Origin of the sequence: Stenotrophomonas acidaminiphila, assembly GCF_014109845.1 — a bacterium.
Classification (GTDB): domain Bacteria; phylum Pseudomonadota; class Gammaproteobacteria; order Xanthomonadales; family Xanthomonadaceae; genus Stenotrophomonas; species Stenotrophomonas acidaminiphila.
The window spans coordinates 3,524,073-3,543,273 of record NZ_CP043567.1 but is presented as its reverse complement, the minus strand read 5'-3'; the positions used below and the strand labels follow the sequence as shown (position 1 = coordinate 3,543,273).

Annotated in this window: 17 protein-coding genes; 7 read left to right on the top strand and 10 right to left on the bottom strand. The window is 70.0% G+C overall.

What is annotated here, in order from left to right; translation table 11 throughout:
• The first annotated feature begins 136 nt into the window (after positions 1-136).
• Both F0P95_RS16150 and F0P95_RS16145 read left to right on the top strand, forming a co-directional pair.
• Complete coding sequence (locus tag F0P95_RS16150) at positions 137-2,329, top strand: GGDEF/EAL domain-containing response regulator (protein WP_182335077.1); 2,193 nt, start codon at positions 137-139, stop codon at positions 2,327-2,329.
• A 2-nt stretch (positions 2,330-2,331) separates the two neighbouring features.
• Positions 2,332-4,254, top strand: coding sequence for a sensor histidine kinase (locus tag F0P95_RS16145; protein WP_182335076.1), 1,923 nt, complete (start codon positions 2,332-2,334; stop codon positions 4,252-4,254).
• Positions 4,255-4,463: 209 nt separating this feature from the next.
• Here the strand turns inward: F0P95_RS16145 and F0P95_RS16140 are convergent, their stop codons facing one another.
• Positions 4,464-5,831: a sigma-54-dependent transcriptional regulator gene (locus F0P95_RS16140; RefSeq protein ID WP_182335075.1), complete on the bottom strand. Its 1,368-nt coding sequence runs from the start codon at positions 5,829-5,831 to the stop codon at positions 4,464-4,466.
• Between the two features lie 63 nt (positions 5,832-5,894).
• Positions 5,895-7,508 (bottom strand): sensor histidine kinase, encoded by a 1,614-nt coding sequence (locus F0P95_RS16135; RefSeq protein ID WP_182335074.1) that lies wholly within the window; start codon positions 7,506-7,508, stop codon positions 5,895-5,897.
• 260 nt (positions 7,509-7,768) lie between these two features.
• Between F0P95_RS16135 and sucC the strand changes: the two genes are divergently transcribed.
• Both sucC and sucD read left to right on the top strand, forming a co-directional pair.
• The gene (gene sucC / locus F0P95_RS16130; protein WP_054667218.1) at positions 7,769-8,941 is read left to right on the top strand and encodes an ADP-forming succinate--CoA ligase subunit beta; all 1,173 of its coding nucleotides are present in this window, start codon (positions 7,769-7,771) and stop codon (positions 8,939-8,941) included.
• Positions 8,942-9,122: 181 nt separating this feature from the next.
• Entirely contained in the window at positions 9,123-9,998 is an 876-nt protein-coding gene (gene sucD, locus F0P95_RS16125) for a succinate--CoA ligase subunit alpha (protein WP_182335073.1), read from the top strand.
• Positions 9,999-10,074: 76 nt separating this feature from the next.
• Here the strand turns inward: sucD and F0P95_RS16120 are convergent, their stop codons facing one another.
• The 5 genes from F0P95_RS16120 to purM form a co-directional block, all read right to left on the bottom strand.
• The gene (locus tag F0P95_RS16120) at positions 10,075-10,758 is read right to left on the bottom strand and encodes a DUF3108 domain-containing protein (protein ID WP_182335072.1); all 684 of its coding nucleotides are present in this window, start codon (positions 10,756-10,758) and stop codon (positions 10,075-10,077) included.
• Positions 10,759-10,760: 2 nt separating this feature from the next.
• Complete coding sequence (locus tag F0P95_RS16115) at positions 10,761-11,531, bottom strand: DUF3108 domain-containing protein (RefSeq protein WP_182335071.1); 771 nt, start codon at positions 11,529-11,531, stop codon at positions 10,761-10,763.
• A gap of 62 nt (positions 11,532-11,593) precedes the next feature.
• A complete protein-coding gene (purN, locus tag F0P95_RS16110; protein WP_182335070.1) occupies positions 11,594-12,253 on the bottom strand; it encodes a phosphoribosylglycinamide formyltransferase in 660 nt (219 codons plus the stop codon).
• On the bottom strand, positions 12,250-12,858 hold the full coding sequence (locus tag F0P95_RS16105; protein ID WP_182335069.1) for a DUF2238 domain-containing protein: 609 nt from the start codon (positions 12,856-12,858) through the stop codon (positions 12,250-12,252). Before F0P95_RS16105 ends, purN begins: the two co-directional genes overlap by 4 nt.
• Positions 12,859-12,871: 13 nt before the next feature.
• Positions 12,872-13,930: a phosphoribosylformylglycinamidine cyclo-ligase gene (gene purM, locus F0P95_RS16100; RefSeq protein ID WP_182335068.1), complete on the bottom strand. Its 1,059-nt coding sequence runs from the start codon at positions 13,928-13,930 to the stop codon at positions 12,872-12,874.
• 97 nt (positions 13,931-14,027) lie between these two features.
• On the opposite strand from purM, the gene F0P95_RS16095 reads away from it, so the two are divergent.
• Genes F0P95_RS16095 through hda form a run of 3 tightly spaced genes read left to right on the top strand, consistent with a single transcriptional unit; the run spans position 14,028 to position 16,995 of the window.
• Positions 14,028-15,137 (top strand): DUF2066 domain-containing protein, encoded by a 1,110-nt coding sequence (locus F0P95_RS16095; RefSeq protein WP_182335067.1) that lies wholly within the window; start codon positions 14,028-14,030, stop codon positions 15,135-15,137.
• The gene (locus F0P95_RS16090; protein ID WP_182335066.1) at positions 15,134-16,303 is read left to right on the top strand and encodes an AI-2E family transporter; all 1,170 of its coding nucleotides are present in this window, start codon (positions 15,134-15,136) and stop codon (positions 16,301-16,303) included. The genes F0P95_RS16095 and F0P95_RS16090 overlap by 4 nt, the downstream gene beginning before the upstream one ends.
• On the top strand, positions 16,300-16,995 hold the full coding sequence (gene hda, locus F0P95_RS16085; protein ID WP_182335065.1) for a DnaA regulatory inactivator Hda: 696 nt from the start codon (positions 16,300-16,302) through the stop codon (positions 16,993-16,995). The genes F0P95_RS16090 and hda overlap by 4 nt, the downstream gene beginning before the upstream one ends.
• 55 nt (positions 16,996-17,050) lie before the next feature.
• Here the strand turns inward: hda and murU are convergent, their stop codons facing one another.
• From murU to F0P95_RS16070, 3 genes are all read right to left on the bottom strand, one after another.
• Entirely contained in the window at positions 17,051-17,779 is a 729-nt protein-coding gene (gene murU / locus F0P95_RS16080; RefSeq protein ID WP_182335064.1) for an N-acetylmuramate alpha-1-phosphate uridylyltransferase MurU, read from the bottom strand.
• Positions 17,779-18,786, bottom strand: a complete 1,008-nt coding sequence (locus tag F0P95_RS16075; RefSeq protein ID WP_425515942.1) for an aminoglycoside phosphotransferase family protein — start codon at positions 18,784-18,786, stop codon at positions 17,779-17,781. Before F0P95_RS16075 ends, murU begins: the two co-directional genes overlap by 1 nt.
• Positions 18,787-18,879: 93 nt before the next feature.
• Complete coding sequence (locus F0P95_RS16070) at positions 18,880-19,149, bottom strand: GlsB/YeaQ/YmgE family stress response membrane protein (protein WP_182335062.1); 270 nt, start codon at positions 19,147-19,149, stop codon at positions 18,880-18,882.
• Positions 19,150-19,201: the final 52 nt, after the last annotated feature.

Sequence of the window (19,201 nt, the reverse complement as noted above, 5' to 3'; positions counted from 1 at the left end):
GCCCTCCCCGGGCGATCGAAGGCAGTTCCACCGCCGGCCAGGATTGCGCTACGCTGGCGCGGCACGTGTCGGTCCAGGGCAGCCAGGTCTGGGGGGAAGGGGCATGAGCGGTAGCGCATGGTCGGGCGAAGACAGGATGTTTGAGTTCCGCCAGGAACTGGTCGACAGTGGCCAGCCGCCGGACAGTCCTCCTTTTACCGTTTTGAGCGTCGATGACGATCCGGGCTTCCAGCAGTCGCTGCGGATGGCGTTGTCCGATTTCCGTTTCAACGAAAGCCCGCTGCGGCTGCTGACGGCGTCATCGTCCATCGAGGCGCGCGACGTGATGGCGGCCAATCCCGGCATCTCCGCGATCCTGCTGGACGTGGTGATGGAGACCGACGACGCGGGCCTGCAACTGGTGCGCGCGGTACGCGAGCAGCTGGGTAACTCCGAAGTGCGCATCGTGCTGATCACCGGGCAACCCGGCATGGCGCCGCTGCGCAAGACCCTGCAGCAACTGGACATCAGTGAGTACTGGCTCAAGACCGACCTGTACCGGGAACGCCTGCAGGGCATCGTCACCGGTTCGCTGCGGACCTGGAGCGAGATCCATGCGCTGGCGCGGGCCAAGCGCGGGTTGAAGCACATCGTGCAGGCCGGCAGCCGCCTGGCCGGGCTGCGCGATCCGGACGATTTCTCGCGCCAGTTGCTGTGCGAACTGGCGGCACTGCTGGAAGTGCCGCTCGATGGCCTGGTATGCGTGCACGACGGCTCAGTCGAGCTGCCGGTGTCCGAGGCGATGGTGACCGCGGCCGACGGCGGCTTCGCCGAGCTGCAGGGGTGCCGCGTGCAGGACATCGCCGACCCCATGGTCCGCGACCTGCTGCTGGACGCATTCACCCGCCGCTGCAGCATCGGCATGCCTTCCAGCCAGGTGCTGTTCCTCGATGGCGGCGGCACGGTGGCGCCGATGGCCATCTACCTGGCGACCGAGCGCTCGCTCGACGCCGAGGAGCATGAGCTGCTGCAGGTGTTCGTCACCCATGCCAATGCCGGCCTGGTCAACGTCGATCTGGCGGCGCGGCTGGAACGCGTGGCCTACCATGACAGCCTGCTGGACATCCCCAACGGCAATGCCCTGCGCCGTGACCTGCGGCAGGTGCTGGAACAGCCCGGGCCCTGCGGGCAGAGCCTGCTGGTGGTCGACCTGGGGCAGTACAGCGACGGCAGCCTGGCGCTGGGTCCGGAGCAGGGCGACCTGCTGCTGCAGCGCATGGCCGAGCGATTGGCGCAGATGTATCCGCCCCCCTGCAGCATCGCGCGGCTGCACGAGGGCACGTTTGCCGTGCTGGGGCCGTCGGAGCGGCTGGCGTCCGATCCCGTCGATGCGCTGGAACAGAGCGAGGACACCGGCGAGCTGCCATTCCTGCGGGTCGATGCGGCGCGGGTGGACCTGGACCAGTACCGGGGGGGCGCCGGCGGCGCGGTGGCTGCCGGCCTGCTGCTGGTGACCCGGATCCGTGCCAGCGGCGGGCATGGCGTGGCGGAATACCAGGTCGAGAGCGAGCAGGAGAACCTGTGCCGCTTCATGGAGTCGCGCGCGCTCTTCCGCGCGCTGCGCGAGGACCGCGTCGGTATCGCGCTGCAGGCGCAGGTGGACCTGGAGAGCGGGGCCATCGTCGGGGCCGAGGCGCTGGCGCGCTGGACCGAGGACGGACGCCCGCAATCGCCGGCCAGCTTCATCCCGGTGGCCGAGGCCAGCGGCCTGATCGTGCCGCTGGGTGGGCGTGTGATCGAACTGGTCTGCGATGCGCTGCGGGCGATGGAACGGGCCGGCTTCCCGGACATCCCGCTGTCGGTCAATGTGTCGCCGCTGCAACTGGGCCGTCGCGAATTCATCGAAGAGCTGGCCGCCATGGTGGCGCGCCACGGGATCGAGCCGCGCCGGATGGAAATCGAGATCACCGAAGGCGCGGTGATGGCCGACTACCAGGACGGCCGCGAGCTGCTGGCGCGCCTGCGCCGGCTCGGGTTCGGCATCGCGGTGGATGACTTCGGGACCGGCTATTCGTCGCTGCGCTACGTGCATTCGCTGCCGGTCACGCGGCTCAAGCTGGACCGGCAGTTCACCGCCGGCGTCGGCGAACAGGGCGGCAGCGCCAACGTGGCGGACATGATCATCGCGCTGGGCCGCCGGCTGGGCCTGGACATCGTTGCCGAAGGCGTGGAAACCCCGGACCAGGTTCAATGGCTGCGCCGCCATGGATGTCCCTGCGCACAAGGCTACCTGTTCGCGCATCCCGAACCGGTGGAGGATTTCATCGCACGGCTGCGTGGCCAGGGCTGAGCATGCGCCGCCTCTGGAAGTGGCCGCGTCTGCGTCTGCAGGAAGCGTGGGTCGCGTTGCGCGCGCACCCGTGGCGGGTGACGCTGATCGCCGCCCCCTGGCTGCTGGGCCTGCTGACCGTGGTGCCGATGCTCTGGTACGAAATGGACCGGGCCGTGCGCCTGCCCGAACGCCAGGCCGCGCAGGATGCGTTGGAGAACGCCGCGCAGTCGATGCTGCGCCGGCTGGGCCGGTTGCGCGATGACACGCGCTTCATCGCCTTCCTGACCCCGCGACTGCTGGAATCCGGGTCCGAGGCGCAGTTGCTGGAAACCTACACCAGCTTCCTGATGGCCGGGCGCGATTACCACAAGGTGCGCTGGATGGACGCGACCGGGCAGGAGCGCCTGCGCGTGGACCAGGAGGGCGGCAGCATCCTGCGCGTGCCGGGCGGCGCGCTGCAGGACAAGCGTGGCCGGCCGTTCTTCGAGAATGCGCTGCTGCTGCAGCCGGGCGAGATCCATCTTTCCCCGCTGGACCTGAATTTCGAGAACGGGCGCATCGAGCAGCCGTTGCGGCCGACTCTGCGCGCCTCCTCGCCGTTCGTAATGGCCGATGGCAGCGTCGGCGTGGCTGTGGTGAACCTGCACGGCAGCGTGCTGCTCAAGCGCCTGCGCGACCGTGCGTCGCAGTCGGGTTTCAGCCTGTACCTGGTCCATCCCGACGGCTATTGGCTGCTGGGCCCCACCCCGGGCGAGGCCTGGGGGTGGCAGCTGGGCCACGTCGAGCACACCGTGGCGACGTTCGATCCGGCGCTGTGGGCAGCCATGCAGCGACGGCCGTCCGGCAGCTGGCAGGACTGGAGTTTCTCGACCCTGCAGGCGGCCTGGCGCGGCACCGAGGGCGACCTGCTTGCGCACGCCGACCCGACGGTGGGGCAGCTGCGTCTGCTCGTGCACCGTTCGCGCCCGCCGGCCTCACGCTGGAAGGTCGTGCTCGGTGGCCTGGCCCTGCTGGGCGGGGGGGTAGTGCTGTGGCTGGTGCTGGCCCAGGCCGGCGGGATGGCGCGCGAGCGGGCCTACATGCAGCGGCTGCGCGACAGCAATGCCGCGCTGGAGCTGGCGAATGAGCACCTGCAGGCCGCCCAGGAGGAACTGGCGCGCGCCGAGCGCCTGTCTTCGCTGGGGCTGATGGTGGCTGGCGTCGCGCACGAAATGAACACCCCGCTGGCCAGTGCGCAGTTGGCGCTGGGGACCTTGCGTAGCGGCATCGCGCGGCTGCAGGCGCAGGTCATGGCGGGCCTGCGCCGCTCCGAACTGGACAGCTTCCTGGACGAGGCCACGGACGCGTGCACGCTGGCTGACGGGGAACTGCGGCGCACCTCGGCGCTGGTGCAGCGGTTCAAGCAGGTGGCGGTGGACCGCGCATCGCTGGAGCGCCGTGACTTCGACCTGGCCGAGGTCCTGCTCGATGCCGACCCGCGCCTGCGTCGCGGCAGCCTGGAAGACGGCATCGCGCTGGAGCTGGACCTGGAGCCGGGCATCGTCATGCACAGCTATCCGGGGCCCCTGGAGCAGGTGGTCGCCAACCTGCTCAACAACGCGCTGCTGCACGCGTATCCGCAGCCCCGGCGCGGGCGCATCCGGCTGTCGGCCCGCCGCGATGGCCAGGCGCTGGTGCGGATCGAGGTTGCCGATGATGGCCGCGGCATCGCCCCGGAGCACCTGTCGCGCATTTTCGAGCCGTTCTTCACTACCGCGCGGAACCGTGGCGGCACCGGGCTGGGGCTGCATATCGTCCACCAGATCGTGACCGAGGTGCTGGGCGGACGGATCGAGGTGAGCAGCCACCGTGCAGGCGACCCGGGCGGTCTGCCGGCGGGGACCTGTTTCACCCTGGTCCTCCCGCGCGAAGCGCCCGAGCGCCCACCGGGCAAGGCGTCCTAGCCGGAAGCGGGCCGGCCGGCGCCGGGCATGTCCGGCGGGCATGCCCGGACCGGGCACGCGGCGCGGGAGCGCGGTGCGCTTCGTCGTGGCAGGCGCAGGGCCATGCATGCGGCAATGATGGGCGACGGGTGACGGGCCGTTTTGGCCCGGGTGCGCTCCCCGCGCAGCGTGCGCCGCACCGGCGGCCCCGGGCGGCGACGCGCGGTGTCTCAGTCCATGCCCAGTTTCTTGAGCTTGTAGCGCAGCGCCCGGAAGGTGATGCCCAGCTGCGCCGCGGTGCGGGTCCGGTTCCAGCGGTTTTCTTCCAGCGCCTTCTGGATGGCCGCGCGTTCCATCTGTTCGATGTACGAGGGAAGGGCGGCATTGCCGGCATCGGTGTCGGTCGAAGCTTCCTCGGCCGCGCCGCCGGCATCGCAGCGCGGGACCGGCAGGCGCAGGTCGCTGGCGCCGATGCTGTCGCCATCGGCCAGGGCGAGCGCGCGTTCCAGTACGTTCTCCAGTTCGCGCACGTTGCCGGGGAAGGCATAGCCGCCCAGGGCATCCAGTGCCGAGGGCGACAACAGCGGCGTGGGCAGCTGCTGCGAGCGCGCCAGCCGGCTGAGGATGGCCGCGGCCAGCTGCGGCAGGTCGCCACGCCGCTCGCGCAGCGGCGGTACGCGCAGTTCGATGACGTTGATGCGGTAGTACAGGTCGTGGCGGAAGCGGCCGTCCTGCACCAGCACCGCCAGGTCCTTGTGCGTGGCCGACAGGATGCGCACGTCCACCGGCACTTCGGTGGCCGAGCCGACCGGTCGTACCGATTTCTCCTGGATCGCGCGCAGCAGCTTGACCTGCATCTGCAGCGGCAGTTCGGCGACTTCGTCCAGGAACAGGGTGCCGCCATGCGCGGCCTGGAACAGCCCCGGTTTGTCCGCATGCGCGCCGGTGAAGCTGCCCTTCTTGTGGCCGAAGAACTCGCTTTCCATCAGTTCGCCGGGAATGGCGCCGCAGTTGACCGGGATGAACGGCCCGGCCGCGCGTGCGCCCTGGTCGTGGATGGTGCGCGCCACCAGTTCCTTGCCGACGCCGGATTCGCCGACGATGTAGACCGGCGCCTGGCTGCGCGCGACCTTGGCGATGGTGGCGCGCAGGTCGGACATCGCCTGCGACCCGCCGAGCAGGCGCGAGGCGCTTTCCGGTGCCGCGGGCTGCGCCGCGCGCTCGCTGTTGTTGAGTTCCAGCGCGTGCTTGACCATGCCGCGCAGCACGCTGATGTCCACCGGCTTGCTGACGAAGTCGAAGGCGCCGGCCTTCAGCGCCTCCACCGCCAGGTCCATGCTGCCGAATGCGGTGATCATCGCCACCGGCGTACGCGGGTGGTCGCGTGCGATCTCGGTGACCAGCTCGATGCCGTTGCCGTCGGGCAGGCGCATGTCGGTCAGGCACAGATCGAAGCTGTTGCTGCCCAGCAGTTCGCGGGCTTCGGCCAGATTGGCGGCGGTACTGATGCGCAGTCCCATCCGGCCGAGAGTGAGGACCAGGAGTTCGCGGATGTCCCGTTCGTCGTCGACGACCAGCGCGCTATGCGTCACGTTCATGTTGAAAACGATAGCCGAGTCAGGCCCCGGGCGTCATCTTCCGGTCATCCCGGCCGCACCGGATCAGGCGGCGAAAGCGCCGTGCGGCGCAGGCATGACGATGCGGAAACAGGCGCCGCGGGTGGGAATCGGGATGTACTCCAGCCGTGCCTGGCTGGCCCGGCACAGCTCCTGCGCGATGTACAGGCCGAGCCCGGTGCCGTGTTCGGAGGTGGTGTAGAACGGCCGGAACAACTGCGCGGCCACCGCCTCGGGGATGCCGGGGCCGCGGTCGATCACGTCGATCAGCGCATGCCGGCCCGCGGATGCGACGCGTATGCGCACCTGCGCCGGTTCGTCGCCGGCGCGCCCGTACTTGAGCGCGTTGTGCACCAGCGCGGTCAGGACCTGGTGCAGGTGGCGCGGGTCCATCAGCGCCGGTACCGAGGATTCGCGGATGATGGATTCGACGTTGTCGGTCTCGGTGGACAGGGTCTGCCGGTACTCGAGCACGAAGCGGCGCACGAAGCTGGCCAGGTCCAGGTTCTCCGGGCTGGCGCGCTCGCGGCGGGCCAGCGCCAGCACGCTCTCGACGATGCCGTTGGTGCGCTGGCACTGCTGGTGGATGATCTGCAGCAGGCGGCGGTCGGCGTCGCCCAGGTCGCTGGATTCCTCCAGCAACTGGGTGGCGTAGTTGATCGCCGCCAGCGGGTTGCGGATCTCGTGGGCGAGGCTGGCCGAGAAGCGCCCCAGGGTGGACAGGGTGAGCGACTCGGCGCGGCGCGAGACCACGCTGGTGTCGTCCAGGAACAGCAGGGTCTGGTCGCTGTCGGCCAGCAACCGGGCGAAGCGCGGCTGCACTTCGGCCTGGCCGTTGGCCAGGTGCAGCGGCAGCTCTTCCTCGGCTGCGCCATTGCGCCAGCGTTGCAGGCGCCGGGCCAGTTCGGGTGCGACCTGGCCCAGCCGCGCCTGGCCGCCGGCCAGACCATCGCCGGCCTCGCCGAGCAGGGCGGTGGCGGCCTCGTTGGCAAGGGCGATGCGGCCGCCGCCGTCCACCACCAGTACCCCGGTGCGCATGCGGCGGATGATCAGCTCGTTGATCTCGAACAGGTTGGCGACTTCGGCGCCGCGCCGCTCGGCGAGCTGCTGGTTGCGGCGGGCGCGGTTGCCGATCTGGTAGCTGATCCAGGCCAGGGCGAGGTAGCTGGTGATGAACATCGCCAGCTCGGCCAGCGTGCGGGTGCTCTCGGCACCCTCCAGTTCGCGCCAGCCGAACTCGGCCACGGTGGCGATGCTGGCGATCATCGCCAGCAGCATGCCGCCGGACAGCGGCAGCATCATCGCCGCGGCGGAGATGTTGAACATCAGTGTCATCGAGATGCCGGCACTGGCGCCGGGCAGGGCATGGATGAGCAGGGTGGCGGCGAGGATGTCGCTCACCGCGCCCCAGAACACCAGCGGCTGCAGCCAGCGTTCGTTGCGCCCCCAGGCCAGCAGGCCCAGCGCGATCATCAGGTAGCCGATGCACACCGCGCGCGCCAGCAGCGGGTGGTGGGCCTCGCTCATCAGCGCGTTCAGCGGGCTGAACAGCAGCGCCGCGATCAGGCTGGCGATCAGCACCCGGTACAGCGCGAAGAAATAGAGCTCGCGCTGCGGTATCGATTCGATGCGGTCGATCAGCGAGGAACGGGAGAGCAAGCGCGGGGCTCCGGCGGGGGCGGCAGGTTGGAGTATAGGTGCGCGGTGGCGGCCGCCGTGGCCGCTCGCCGGGACAATCCGCCGGCGGCCGCCAGGTCACTGAAACAGTGCGGGATTCCGCTGCCTGGCGGGCGCCGCGGATGGCGTTCTTTGCGCCACGGGCCGTGGTCGGCGACAATGGTGGGCCCGCCCGCCCTGCAGGAAGGCCATCCATTGGCCCTGTGGACTCGTGGCGGTTGTTCCCATTCCCACGGTGACACATGAATTTCCACGAATACCAGGCAAAACAACTGCTTGCCGAGTACGGCATCCCCGTCCCGGCCGGCAAGGTCGCGGCTACCCCGGACGAGGCGGTCGCCGTTGCCCAGTCGCTGGGCCAGGGCCCCTGGATGGTCAAGGCGCAGATCCACGCAGGCGGCCGCGGCAAGGCCGGCGGCGTCAAGTTCTGCAAGACCGTCGAAGACGTGAAGGCCGCCGCGGCCAAGATGCTTGGCACCAAGATGGCGACCTACCAGACCGCCGGCGTCGAACTGCCGATCAACCTGGTGCTGGTCACCACCGCCGGTGAGATCGTCAAGGAGCTGTACCTGTCGGTGCTGGTCGACCGTGGCACCCGCACCATCAGCTTCATCGCCTCTTCGGAAGGCGGCATGGAGATCGAGCAGGTCGCCGCCGAGACCCCGGACAAGATCCACACCCTGAACGTGGACTTCGTCGAGGGCGTGCAGGGTTACCACGGCCGTGACATCGGCTTCAAGATGGGCCTGACCGCCAAGCAGGCCGGCCAGTTCGCCAACATCATGGTGAACCTGTACCGGATCTTCAACGAGAAGGACCTGGCGCTGGTCGAGATCAACCCGCTGGCGATCCTGGACGACGGCAACCTGTACGCGCTGGACGGCAAGTTCAACAGCGACGACAACGCCAGCTTCCGCCACAAGGAACTGGTCGCCATGCGCGACAAGTCCCAGGAAGACGAGACCGAAGTCACCGCTTCGGAGCTGGACATCAACTACGTGACCATGGACGGCAACATCGGCTGCATGGTCAACGGCGCCGGCCTGGCCATGGCCACCATGGACGTCATCAAGCTCAACGGCGGCGAGCCGGCGAACTTCCTGGACGTGGGCGGCGGCGCGAACAAGCAGCGCGTGATCGAGGCGTTCAAGCTGATCCTGTCCTCGGACAAGGTCGAGGGCATCTTCGTCAACATCTTCGGCGGCATCGTCCGCTGCGACATGATCGCCGAAGGCATCATCGCCGCGGTCAAGGAAGTGGGCGTCAAGGTCCCGGTGGTGGTGCGCCTGGAAGGCACCAACGTGGAAGAAGGCAAGCAGCTGCTGCGCGACAGCGGCATGGCCATCATCCCGGCCGACAACATCAACGACGGCGCCAAGAAGGTCGTTGAAGCGGTCAAGAACGCCGCCGCCTGATCATTCCCTGTTTCGGGGCACCGGGCTGCGCTTCTCCAGCCCCCTTGAGTCAAGGGGGCGGCATCGCCGCGAAGCGACGATGCGGGGGATGTGGCGGCATGTCTGAGTGATGTTCCGCATGGCGGAACATCATGTGGTTCCGAAGCCGACAAACAGCAAGAGATTCAGAGGACTCAAACGAATGTCCGTTTTGATTAACAAGAACACCAAGGTGATCGTGCAGGGCTTCACCGGCCAGCAGGGCACCTTCCACGCCACCCAGATGATCGAGTACGGCACCCAGGTCGTGGGCGGCGTCACCCCGGGCAAGGGCGGTACCACCCACATCGACCTGCCGGTGTTCAACACCGTGGCCGATGCCGTGGCCAGCACCGGCGCCGATGCGTCGGTCATCTACGTGCCGCCGCCGTTCGCCGCCGACGCCATCCTTGAAGCCGCTGCCGCCGGCATCAAGGTCATCGTCTGCATCACCGAGGGCATCCCGGTGCTGGACATGCTGCGGGTCAAGAACGTGCTGACCCGCACCTACCCGCAGACCGTGCTGATCGGGCCGAACTGCCCCGGCGTGATCACCCCGGGCGAGTGCAAGATCGGCATCATGCCGGGCCACATCCACAAGCCGGGCAAGATCGGCATCGTGTCGCGTTCGGGCACCCTGACCTATGAAGCGGTCAAGCAGACCACCGAAGTCGGCCTGGGCCAGTCCACCTGCATCGGCATCGGTGGCGACCCGATCAACGGCCTGAACTTCGTCGACTGCCTGAAGCTGTTCAACGAAGACCCGCAGACCGAAGGCATCATCATGGTCGGCGAAATCGGCGGCGACGCCGAGGAAGCCGGTGCCGAGTACATCAAGGCACACGTGAAGAAGCCGGTCGTCGGTTTCATCGCCGGTGCCTCGGCGCCGGCCGGCAAGCGCATGGGCCACGCCGGTGCGATCGCCTCGGGCGGCAAGGGCACCGCCGAGGGCAAGTTCGCGGCGATGGAAGCCGCTGGCGTCGTCACCGTGCGTTCGCCGGGCGACCTGGGCGCCGCCATCGCCAAGCTGGTCAAGTAAGACCGGCCGCGATGCGCAACGAAAAGGCCGCCTCCGGGCGGCCTTTTCGCATTCCAGAGGGCCGCGCCGGCGGCGTTCAGCGCAGCGATTTGATCGTCAGGTCCAGCGCGTCGCGGCCGCCCTCGCGCTGCAGCAGGCGCACCGGGACCGGCATGCCCGGCGCGACCCAGGCGATCTGTTCCTTGTTGCCGTCCACGCGCGAAACCTTGGTGGCTTCCACGGTCTTGCCGTCGACGGTCATGTTTTCCTTGCCGACGACGCGGTAGGACAGGGTCTTGACCCGGCCGTCGTCCACCATGCGGTAGTTGAGCGGCTTGCCGGCGGCAACGTCACGGGCGATGGCGAGGTTGATCAGCAGCCCGTCCATGTCGCCGTTCTGCAGCGCCACCGGCCCGCGCCGCTCCGGCTTGACGTCGCCGCTCCAGGTGGCCTGGCTGCTGCCCCAGTCGTAGCGTGCCTCGACCGCGCGGCGCTTGAACGGAATCACCGAGGCGTCGCGGCTGCTGAGCGGCCGCAGGCGGCCGTTCTGCTCGTCGAACAGCGTGCTCTGGCTCAGCTCGGCCAGCTGGTTCTTGACCTGCAGCGTATAGCGCCACTTGCCGCCGTTCTCCGCGGCCAGGGTCATCACGCCGTTGGCCTGCAGGCCCATGTAGCTGGCCTGGTAGTCGGCGGTGAACGGCTGCATGGCCAGCGCAGGGGTGCTTGCCAGCGCGGCCAGGGCCGCGGCGGCCAGTGGGAGGTGGCGCAGGATGGGCTTCATGCTCAGGCTCCTTGGTATTCGGTCAGGCGCAGGTCGATGGCGTCCTCGCCATCCTCGCGCTGCAGGATGCGCACCGGGGTCGGCACGCCGTTGGCGATCCACAGGATGGTTTCGTCGTTGCCGCCGTTGGTGCGGTAGACGCGCAGCGCGTCGTAGCTGAGGTCGCCGACCTGCACGGTCTCGGTGGCGGTGGCGGCCTGGTATTCGTACTGGCGGACCCGGCCCACGTCGACGTAGCGGTAGCGCAGCGGCTGGCCGGGGCGGGCGTCGCGCATCAGCGACAGGTTGAGCAGCAGCGCGCTCTGGTCGCCGGGCTGCAGGGGGATGGGGCGCTGCCGCTCCTTCTTGAGGTCGCCCTGCCACTGCGCGGTGCCATCGCGCCAGTCGTAGGTGCCGGTGACCTTCCTGCCCAGGAACAGCGCCTTCTTCACCGTGCTCTGGCTCAGCGGCACGTACACCGTGCCCTGGTTGTCGAACACGGTACTCTGCTCCAGGTTCAGGCCCAGCACGCCGGCGAACCCGCGGCGGCCGCGCACGGCCATGTCCACGCGCCAGCGCACGCCATCGTCATGGACCACGCGCATGGTCGCGTCGCCGGCCTCCTTGCCCTTGTAGAAGGCCTGGTAGGTGGCGACGAACGGCTCCAGTGCCGGCGGGTCCCATTCGGCCGGCGGCAGCGCCGCGGGCCCGGCGGGGGCGGTTTCCTGGGCCACGACCGGCAGGGTCGTCAGCAGGCTTGCCAGCACTACCGGTTTGAGGAAGGCGATGGTCATGCTCGGATCAGGGCGGATGGGATGGTCATCATGCCAGCCAGCGCATCAGCGGCATGTGCGGATCAGCGCCGAAGGGTCCCGTCGGAATCTAGGCGCAGTGGATTAAACAGGGACTGACCGTCGAGCAGCACCGTGCCGTCCCGTTCAGCCACGCGCCCGTCGATGAGCAGGCGTACGGTCGCCAGCAGCAGCGGGTGCTCGACCGCCAGGACCCGCGTGGCCAGGGCATCGGCGTCGTCGCCGGCCAGTACCGGCACCCGCGCCTGCGCGATCACCGCGCCCGCATCCAGCTCGGGGACGACGAAATGGACGCTGGCGCCATGTTCGGCATCGCCGGCCTCGATGGCGCGGGCGTGGGTGTGCAGGCCCTTGTGCAGCGGCAGCAGCGAAGGATGGATGTTGACCAGGCGGCCGGCGAAGCGCTGGACGAAGCCGGCGCCGAGGATGCGCATGTAGCCGGCGCAGACGATCCAGTCCGGTGCGCTGGCGGCCACGGCGTCGCCGAGCGCGGCATCGAAGGCCTCGCGGCTGGCGAATTCGCCTGGCTTGCGCGCCCAGCGCTGCGCCGCGGCGACCTTGTCCAGGGCCGCGGCGCCGGGCCGGTCGGAGAACACGCCGGCGATGCGCGCGTGCAGCTGCCCGTCGGCGATGCCGTCCAGCAGGCACTGCAGGTTGCTGCCGCGGCCGGAGGCGAGCACGGCGATGCGGGACGGCGCGCTCATTGGGGTGCCCGCCGTGCCAGTGGCCATGCCAGCAGGCTGCCGATGGTGGCCAGCAGCATGTCCGCGTGCGCGTCCCAGACATCGCCCTGCTGCCCGTTGTAGGCCTCGGCGGCTTCCGGCGACAACGCCAGGGCGATGCCCCATTCCAGCCATTCGTAGACCAGGCTGGAGCACATGACCATCATCACCGCCAGCACGAACGCCTGACCGCCACGCAGCGCCGGCCAGGCATGGCGCGCCAGCTGCGCCAGCGCCGGGGTGAAGCAGGCGCCATACAGGAGGTGGATCAGGCGATCGAAATGATTGCGCTGCCAGCCGAAGGCCGCGCCGGGCGACCAGCCGGTCAGCGCCTGCAGCCAGGCTTCGTACGGCACGTTGGAATACAGCCAGCGCGCACCGATGCAGTGCAGCGCGACGAATCCGCAGACCGCGGCGAAGGCGCCGACGCCCAGCGGCCAGCGCCGGTCCACCCACCACAACGCGGCCAGCCCGACCACGGTCAGCGAGCTGTGCAGGGCCTGTTCCAGCGGCCACATGGGTTTGATCCAGGTGAGCAGGAACACGGCGAGCACGCCGGCGAACGCGGCCTTCTTGGCGGGGGACATGGGACGGGGAGGGTCAGCCGATGCGGACGCGCTCGCCGCCGTCGGCCGCGACCACCTGGCCGATCCGCCAGTGCGCCAGCTGCAGCGCGTCGAGCGAGGCGCCGATGGCAGCGGCCTGGTCGGCCGGCACCAGCAGCACGAAGCCGATGCCGCAGTTGAAGGTGCGCCACATCTCGCTGTCGGCGACGTTGCCTTCGCGCTGCAGCCACTGGAACACCGGCGGCAGGGTCCAGCTTGCGGCGTCGATGTCCAGGCCCAGGCCGTCGGGCACGACCCGGATGATGTTCTCGGTCAGGCCGCCGCCGGTGATGTGGGCCATGCCGTGGATCGCCGCGCCGTGCTCCCGGAGCAGCGACAGGATCGGCTTGACGTACAGGCGGGTCGGCGCCATCAGCGCGTCGACCAGCTTCACGCCGTCCTCCAGCACCAGGTCCGCCGGCTGGCCGGCGCGGTCGTAGATGCGGCGCACCAGCGAGTAGCCGTTGGAGTGCGGGCCGGAGGAGGCGATGCCGATCAGCACGTCGCCCTGGCGCACGCTGGAGCCGTCCTTCAGCTCGCTCTTTTCCACCGCGGCCACGGTGAAGCCGGCCAGGTCGTACTCGCCCGGGGCGTACATGTCGGGCATCTCGGCGGTCTCGCCGCCGATCAGCGCGCAGCCGGCCTCGGTACAGCCGTTGGCGATGCCGCCGACCACGGCCGCGGCGGTGTCGATGTCGAGCTTGCCGGTGGCGAAGTAATCCAGGAAGAACAGCGGTTCGGCGCCCTGCACCAGCACGTCGTTCACGCACATGGCGACCAGGTCGATGCCGATGGTGTCGTGGCGGCCGAGCTGCTGGGCCAGCTTGAGCTTGGTGCCGACGCCATCGGTACCCGAGACCAGTACCGGCTCGCGGTACTTGCCCGACAGGTCGAACAGCGCGCCGAAACCGCCCAGCCCGCCCATCACCTCGGGACGGAAGCTGCGCTTGACCAGCGGCTTGATGCGCTCGACCAGTTCGTTGCCCGCGTCGATGTCCACGCCGGCGTCACGGTAGGTCAGGGGAGAGTTGGCGGAAGTCGGGGAACTGGTCACGGGCGGCTGCACTGGCGGGGTGAACGGGCGATTTTAACAGGCCACGTTGGCGCCAAGGCCGCATTCGGGCAACAATTCCCACCGGAACCGTCGAGCAATGGAACCCTCAATGCGTCGCAGCCTGGCCTTTTACCTGTTTCTGGCGCTCTGCCTGTCCGTCCCGGCGGCGCTTGCGCAGTCCGGCGTGCGCACCGAGGGCGATATCGCCAGCGCCCAGAATGCCTACGAGGCCGAGGTGCCGGTCAACAGCCAGGGCGACGCCGACCGCAACGGCGCGCTGGCGCGCGCGCTCGGCGCGGTGCTGGGCAAGCTGTCCGGCGACCGCAGCGCCATGACCCGCCCGGGCGTGGCGCAGGCGCTGCGCAGCGCCAAGGACCTGGTCGAGAGCTACGACTACCGCCAGGACCAGAGCGTCTCCGCATCCGGCGCGCCGAGCTTCCGGACCATGCTGGTGGCGCGTTTCCGCCAGGACGACGTGGACGGGCTGGTCGCGGCGCTGGGCCTGCCGATATGGCCGCAGCCACGGCCCAAGCCGGTGGTGTGGATGGCGATCGACGACGGCAGCGGCCCGCGCCTGGTGGGCGTGCAGCAGGCCAACGCGGCGCGCCCGCTGCTGGACCGCGCCATCGAACGCGGTTTCCGCCTGGGCCTGCCCGGTGGCGGCGCCGCCGAGCAGGCGCTGGTGGGCGCGATCTGGCGCCAGGACACCGCTGCCATCGCCCGTGCCTCGGCGCGTTACGCCCCGCCGATGCAACTGGTCGGCAAGCTGTACCGCGCCAGCGGTGGCGGCTGGATCGCCGACTGGGTGTTCGTCGACGACGGCCGCGAGCTGGCCCGCTGGAGCACCCGCGACGGCGACGCCCGCCGTGCCATGGCCGGCGGTGCCGACGGTGCCGCCGACGCGCTGGTCAAGCGCTACGCCAAGGCGCCGGTGACCGGTGCCGCCGGTATCTACCGGATCCGGGTCAGCGGCCTGCGCACCGCGGCCGACTACCTGCGGGTGGCCGCGACCCTGCAGTCGGTGGCGGTGGTGCGCTCGATCGTGCCGGTACAGGCCTCCGGCGACCGCCTGGAGCTGGACCTGGAGCTGATGAGCGGGCTGCAGGGCCTGAACCGCATGCTGGGCGCCGATGCCGCGCTGCAGCCGGTGGCGCCGCCTGCCGAAGGCGCGCCGGCGTCCACCACGGCCGAGTACCGCGTCCGATGAGCGGCAGCGCCGATACCGAGATCGCACTGTTCCTGCGCCGCGTGAAGTGGGCGGTGATGGGCGCGTTCGCAATGTGGGTGCTGTGGCTGCTGGCACCGATCCTGACCCCGTTCGTGGTCGCGCTGATGCTGGCCTGGCTGGGCGACCCGCTGGTGGACCGGCTGGAGGCCCGCGGCCGCTCGCGCAATACCGCGGTGATCCTGGTGTTCGCGTTGATGGTGCTGCTGCTGGCGCTGGCGCTGCTGATCCTGGTGCCGATGATCCAGCGCCAGATCGTCACCCTCGTGGCCGCGCTGCCGCAGGCGCAGGAATGGCTGATGGGTACGGCGCTGCCGTGGATCGAGCGGCGCACCGGCGTGGAGATCCTCGGCTGGCTGGAGCCCGAGCGCCTGTTCGAGTGGGTGCGCGCCCACTGGCAGCAGGCCGGCGGCGCGGCGAGCACGCTGTTCGGCTACCTGTCGCGTTCGGGCTTCGCGATGGTGGCCTGGGTGGTCAACCTGGCGCTGCTGCCGATCCTGGCCTATTACTTCCTGCGCGACTGGGACCGGCTGGTCGAGCGCGTGGCCTCGGTGATCCCGCGCAACCATATCGAGACCGTGTCGCGGCTGGCGCGCGAGTCCAACGATGTGCTGGGCGCGTTCATCCGCGGCCAGATCGCGGTGATGATCGCGCTGGGCGTGGTGTACGCGGTGGGGCTGTCGGTGGTGGGGCTCAATCTCGGCCTGCTGATCGGCCTGGTGGCCGGGCTCATCAGCTTCATTCCCTACCTGGGCGCCACCACCGGCGTGGTGCTGGCGGTGCTGGCGGCGCTGGTGCAGGCGCAGGGCTTCGACCTGAAGCTGCTGGCGCTGGTCGGCGTGGTGTTCACCGTCGGCCAGTTGCTGGAGAGCTACGTGCTCACCCCGCGCATCGTCGGCGACAAGATCGGCCTGCACCCGGTGGCGGTGATCTTCGCGGTGATGGCCGGTGGCCAGCTGTTCGGCTTCCTCGGCATGCTGCTGGCGCTGCCGGCGGCGGCGGTGATCAACGTGCTGCTGCGTTACGCGCACGAGCGCTACCGGCAGAGCGAGCTGTACGCCGGGCATGGCCCGACCATCGTGCTGCAGTCCAGTGGCGAGCCCGCCCCGGGCATGGGCATCGTGCCGAAGGACGTGGAGCCGAAGTGAGCGTGCCGCAGTTGCCGCTGGCCCTGCGCTACCCGCCGGACCAGCGATTGGAGAGTTTCATCGGCGCCCCGGACGGGGCGTTGGCGCAGTTGCGCGCCGCCGCCACCGGCGGCAGCCGCGACTGGGTGTACCTGGTGGGTCCCGCGGGCAGTGGCAAGACCCACCTGGCGCTGGCCGTGTGCGCGGCCGCCGAGCAGGCCGGGCGCGGCTCGGCCTACCTGCCGCTGCAGGCCGCCGCCGGGCGCCTGGGCGATGCGCTGGAGGCGCTGGAAGGGCGCGACGTGGTCGCGCTGGATGGCCTGGACGCCATCGCCGGCCAGCGCGGGGACGAGGTGGCGCTGTTCGATTTCCACAACCGCGCGCGTGCCGCCGGCGTGACCCTGCTCTATACCGCCAGCGCCGCACCCGACGCATTGGGGCTGGTGCTGCCGGACCTGCGCTCGCGGCTGTCGCAGTGCGGACGCATCATGCTCGACGCGCTGGACGACGACGGGCGCGGCGCGGTGCTGCGCGAGCGCGCGATCCGCCGTGGGCTGGCGCTGGACCAGGCGGCGATCGACTGGTTGCTCACCCGCACCGGGCGCGACCTGGGTGGACTGGTGGTGCTGCTGGACCGGCTCGACCGCGAATCGCTCGCGGCCAAGCGGCGCATCACCGTGCCGTTCCTGCGCAAGGTGCTGGACGCGTCCTGAGCGGCTCGCCCCGGCCGCACGTTTCCGCCGGCGATGCGCTCGCCGGAACCGGGCATCAGCGGGTGGGGAGCGGGCCCGCGTCCGCGCGCAGCGCGTCTTCCAGCGCCTGCAGGCGCTGCGGGGTGCCGACGTCGGTCCACTGGCCGCGGTAGTGCTGGCCACTGATGCGGCCCTGCGCCATGAAGTGCTTCTGCAACGGCACCACGCTGAAGCGCGGCGGCGTACGTTCGCTGCCGGGCGCATCGCCGATCACCGCGCGCCAGCCGTCGAGGATCGACGGGCGGTACACGCCGATGCCGGCGTAGGTCAGGCAGGGCGCGGCGCGGTCGTCGTGCAGCACGCCGTGCGCGTCGAGGTGGTAGTCGCCCCGCGGGTGCTGCGGCGGATTGTCCACCAGCAGCAGGTGCGCTTCGCCTGCAGGCTCGCGCGGCAGCAGCGAGAAATCGAAGTCGGTCCAGATGTCGCCGTTGACCACCAGGAACGGCGCGTCGCCCAGCAGTGGCAGCGCGTTGAGCATGCCGCCGCCGGTCTCCAGCGGCGTCGGCCCTTCGTGGGCGTAGTGCAGGCGCAGGTTCCAGCGGCTGCCGTCGCCCAGCGCCAGGGGGAACTGTTCGGCCAGCCACGAGGTGTTGATCACCACCTCGCGCACGCCGAGCGCGGCCAGCTTTTCCAGGTGCCATGCGATCAGTGGCTTGCCCCCGGCCAGCAGCAGCGGCTTGGGCGTGTGCTCGGTCAGCGGGCGCATGCGCTCGCCCAGCCCGGCGGCGAAAACCAGGGCCTTCATCATGCGGCCCGCGCGGCGAGCGCCGGCTTGATCCGCGATTGCAGCAGCGACTGCAGCGGGGCCAGCTGCGGGTGGCGCGGCAGGACCTCGTCCAGATAGGCGATGAAGCGCGGCACGTCTTCCAGGTAGTGGCTCTTGCCGTCGCGGTAGTGCAGGCGCGAGAAGATGCCGAGGATCTTCAGGTGCCGCTGCACGCCCATCCAGTCGGCATCGCGCAGGAAGGTGGCGCGGTCGGGCACCGGCAGGCCGGCGGCGCGCGCGCGCTCGTGGTAGCGCGCCAGCCAGCCGTCCACGCGTTCCAGCGGCCAGCTCAGGAACGCGTCCTTGAACAGGCTCACCGGGTCGTAGGCGATCGGCCCCCGCACCATGTCCTGGAAATCCAGGACCGCCGGGCCGTCGGCCACCGGCATCAGGTTGCGCGGCATGAAATCGCGATGCGCCATCAGCTGCGCCTGGCCCAGCGCATTGTCCATCAGCCGCCGTTGCACCAGTTGCAGGCCCTCGACCTCGCCGCAGTCCAGCTGCAGCCCGAGGTGGCGCTGCAGGAACCATTCGTCGAACAGGCCGGCATCGCGTTGCAGCAGCGCCTCGCCGAATTCGCCGAACCCGTCCGGTACCGGGATCGACTGCAGCCGGACCAACTGGGTCATGGCGCGCTCGAACCACGCATCGGCATTGTGCGCGTCCAGGATCCGGGCCAGGGTCGGCGCGCCCAGGTCCTCCAGCAGCAGGAAGCCGGCGTCAAGGTCCTGCGCGAGCAGCGCGGGTACCCGCAGTCCGTGCGCCAGCAGCAGCTCGCGCATGCGCAGCCACGGCCGTGGATCCTCCAGCCCGGGCGGGGCGTCCATGACGATGTGGCTGCCGCCGCGGCCGCTGACGCGCCAGTAGCTGCGGAAGCCGGCATCCACCGAGGCGCGCTCGATGCTGGCGGTGTCGTCGGCCAGGCGCTCGCGGGCCCACTCCAGGCGTTGCCGCGCGCGCTGCGGTTCGAGGGAAATGTCCGGGATCATCGGTGGAGCGTGCTCGCAGGTGCCAATGGCCCGGCCGCCGGGCGCCTGCGCTCCGGGGACGTGCCGTGTTCGAGGGAAAAAAGCGGGGCTTCAGCGCTTGCCGCTGACCAGCCGCAGCAGCGCCAGCAGGGCGACGGCCCCGATGATGGCGCCGACGAAGCCGGCCGGCTGCCCGGCGGCATACCAGCCCATCTCGCGGCCGAACCAGCCGGCGAACACCGCGCCGGCAATGCCCAGCACGATGGTCAGCAGGCAGCCCATGCGGTTGTTGCCGGGCATGAAGAAGCGCCCGAGCAGGCCGACCACGAAGCCGACCAGGATGATGTACAGCCAGCTGTCGCTGCCAAACAATCCGCTCATGTGCCCGCCCGCTCCGGTAAAAAACGCAGCCTAGCAAGGCCAGGCTGCGTCG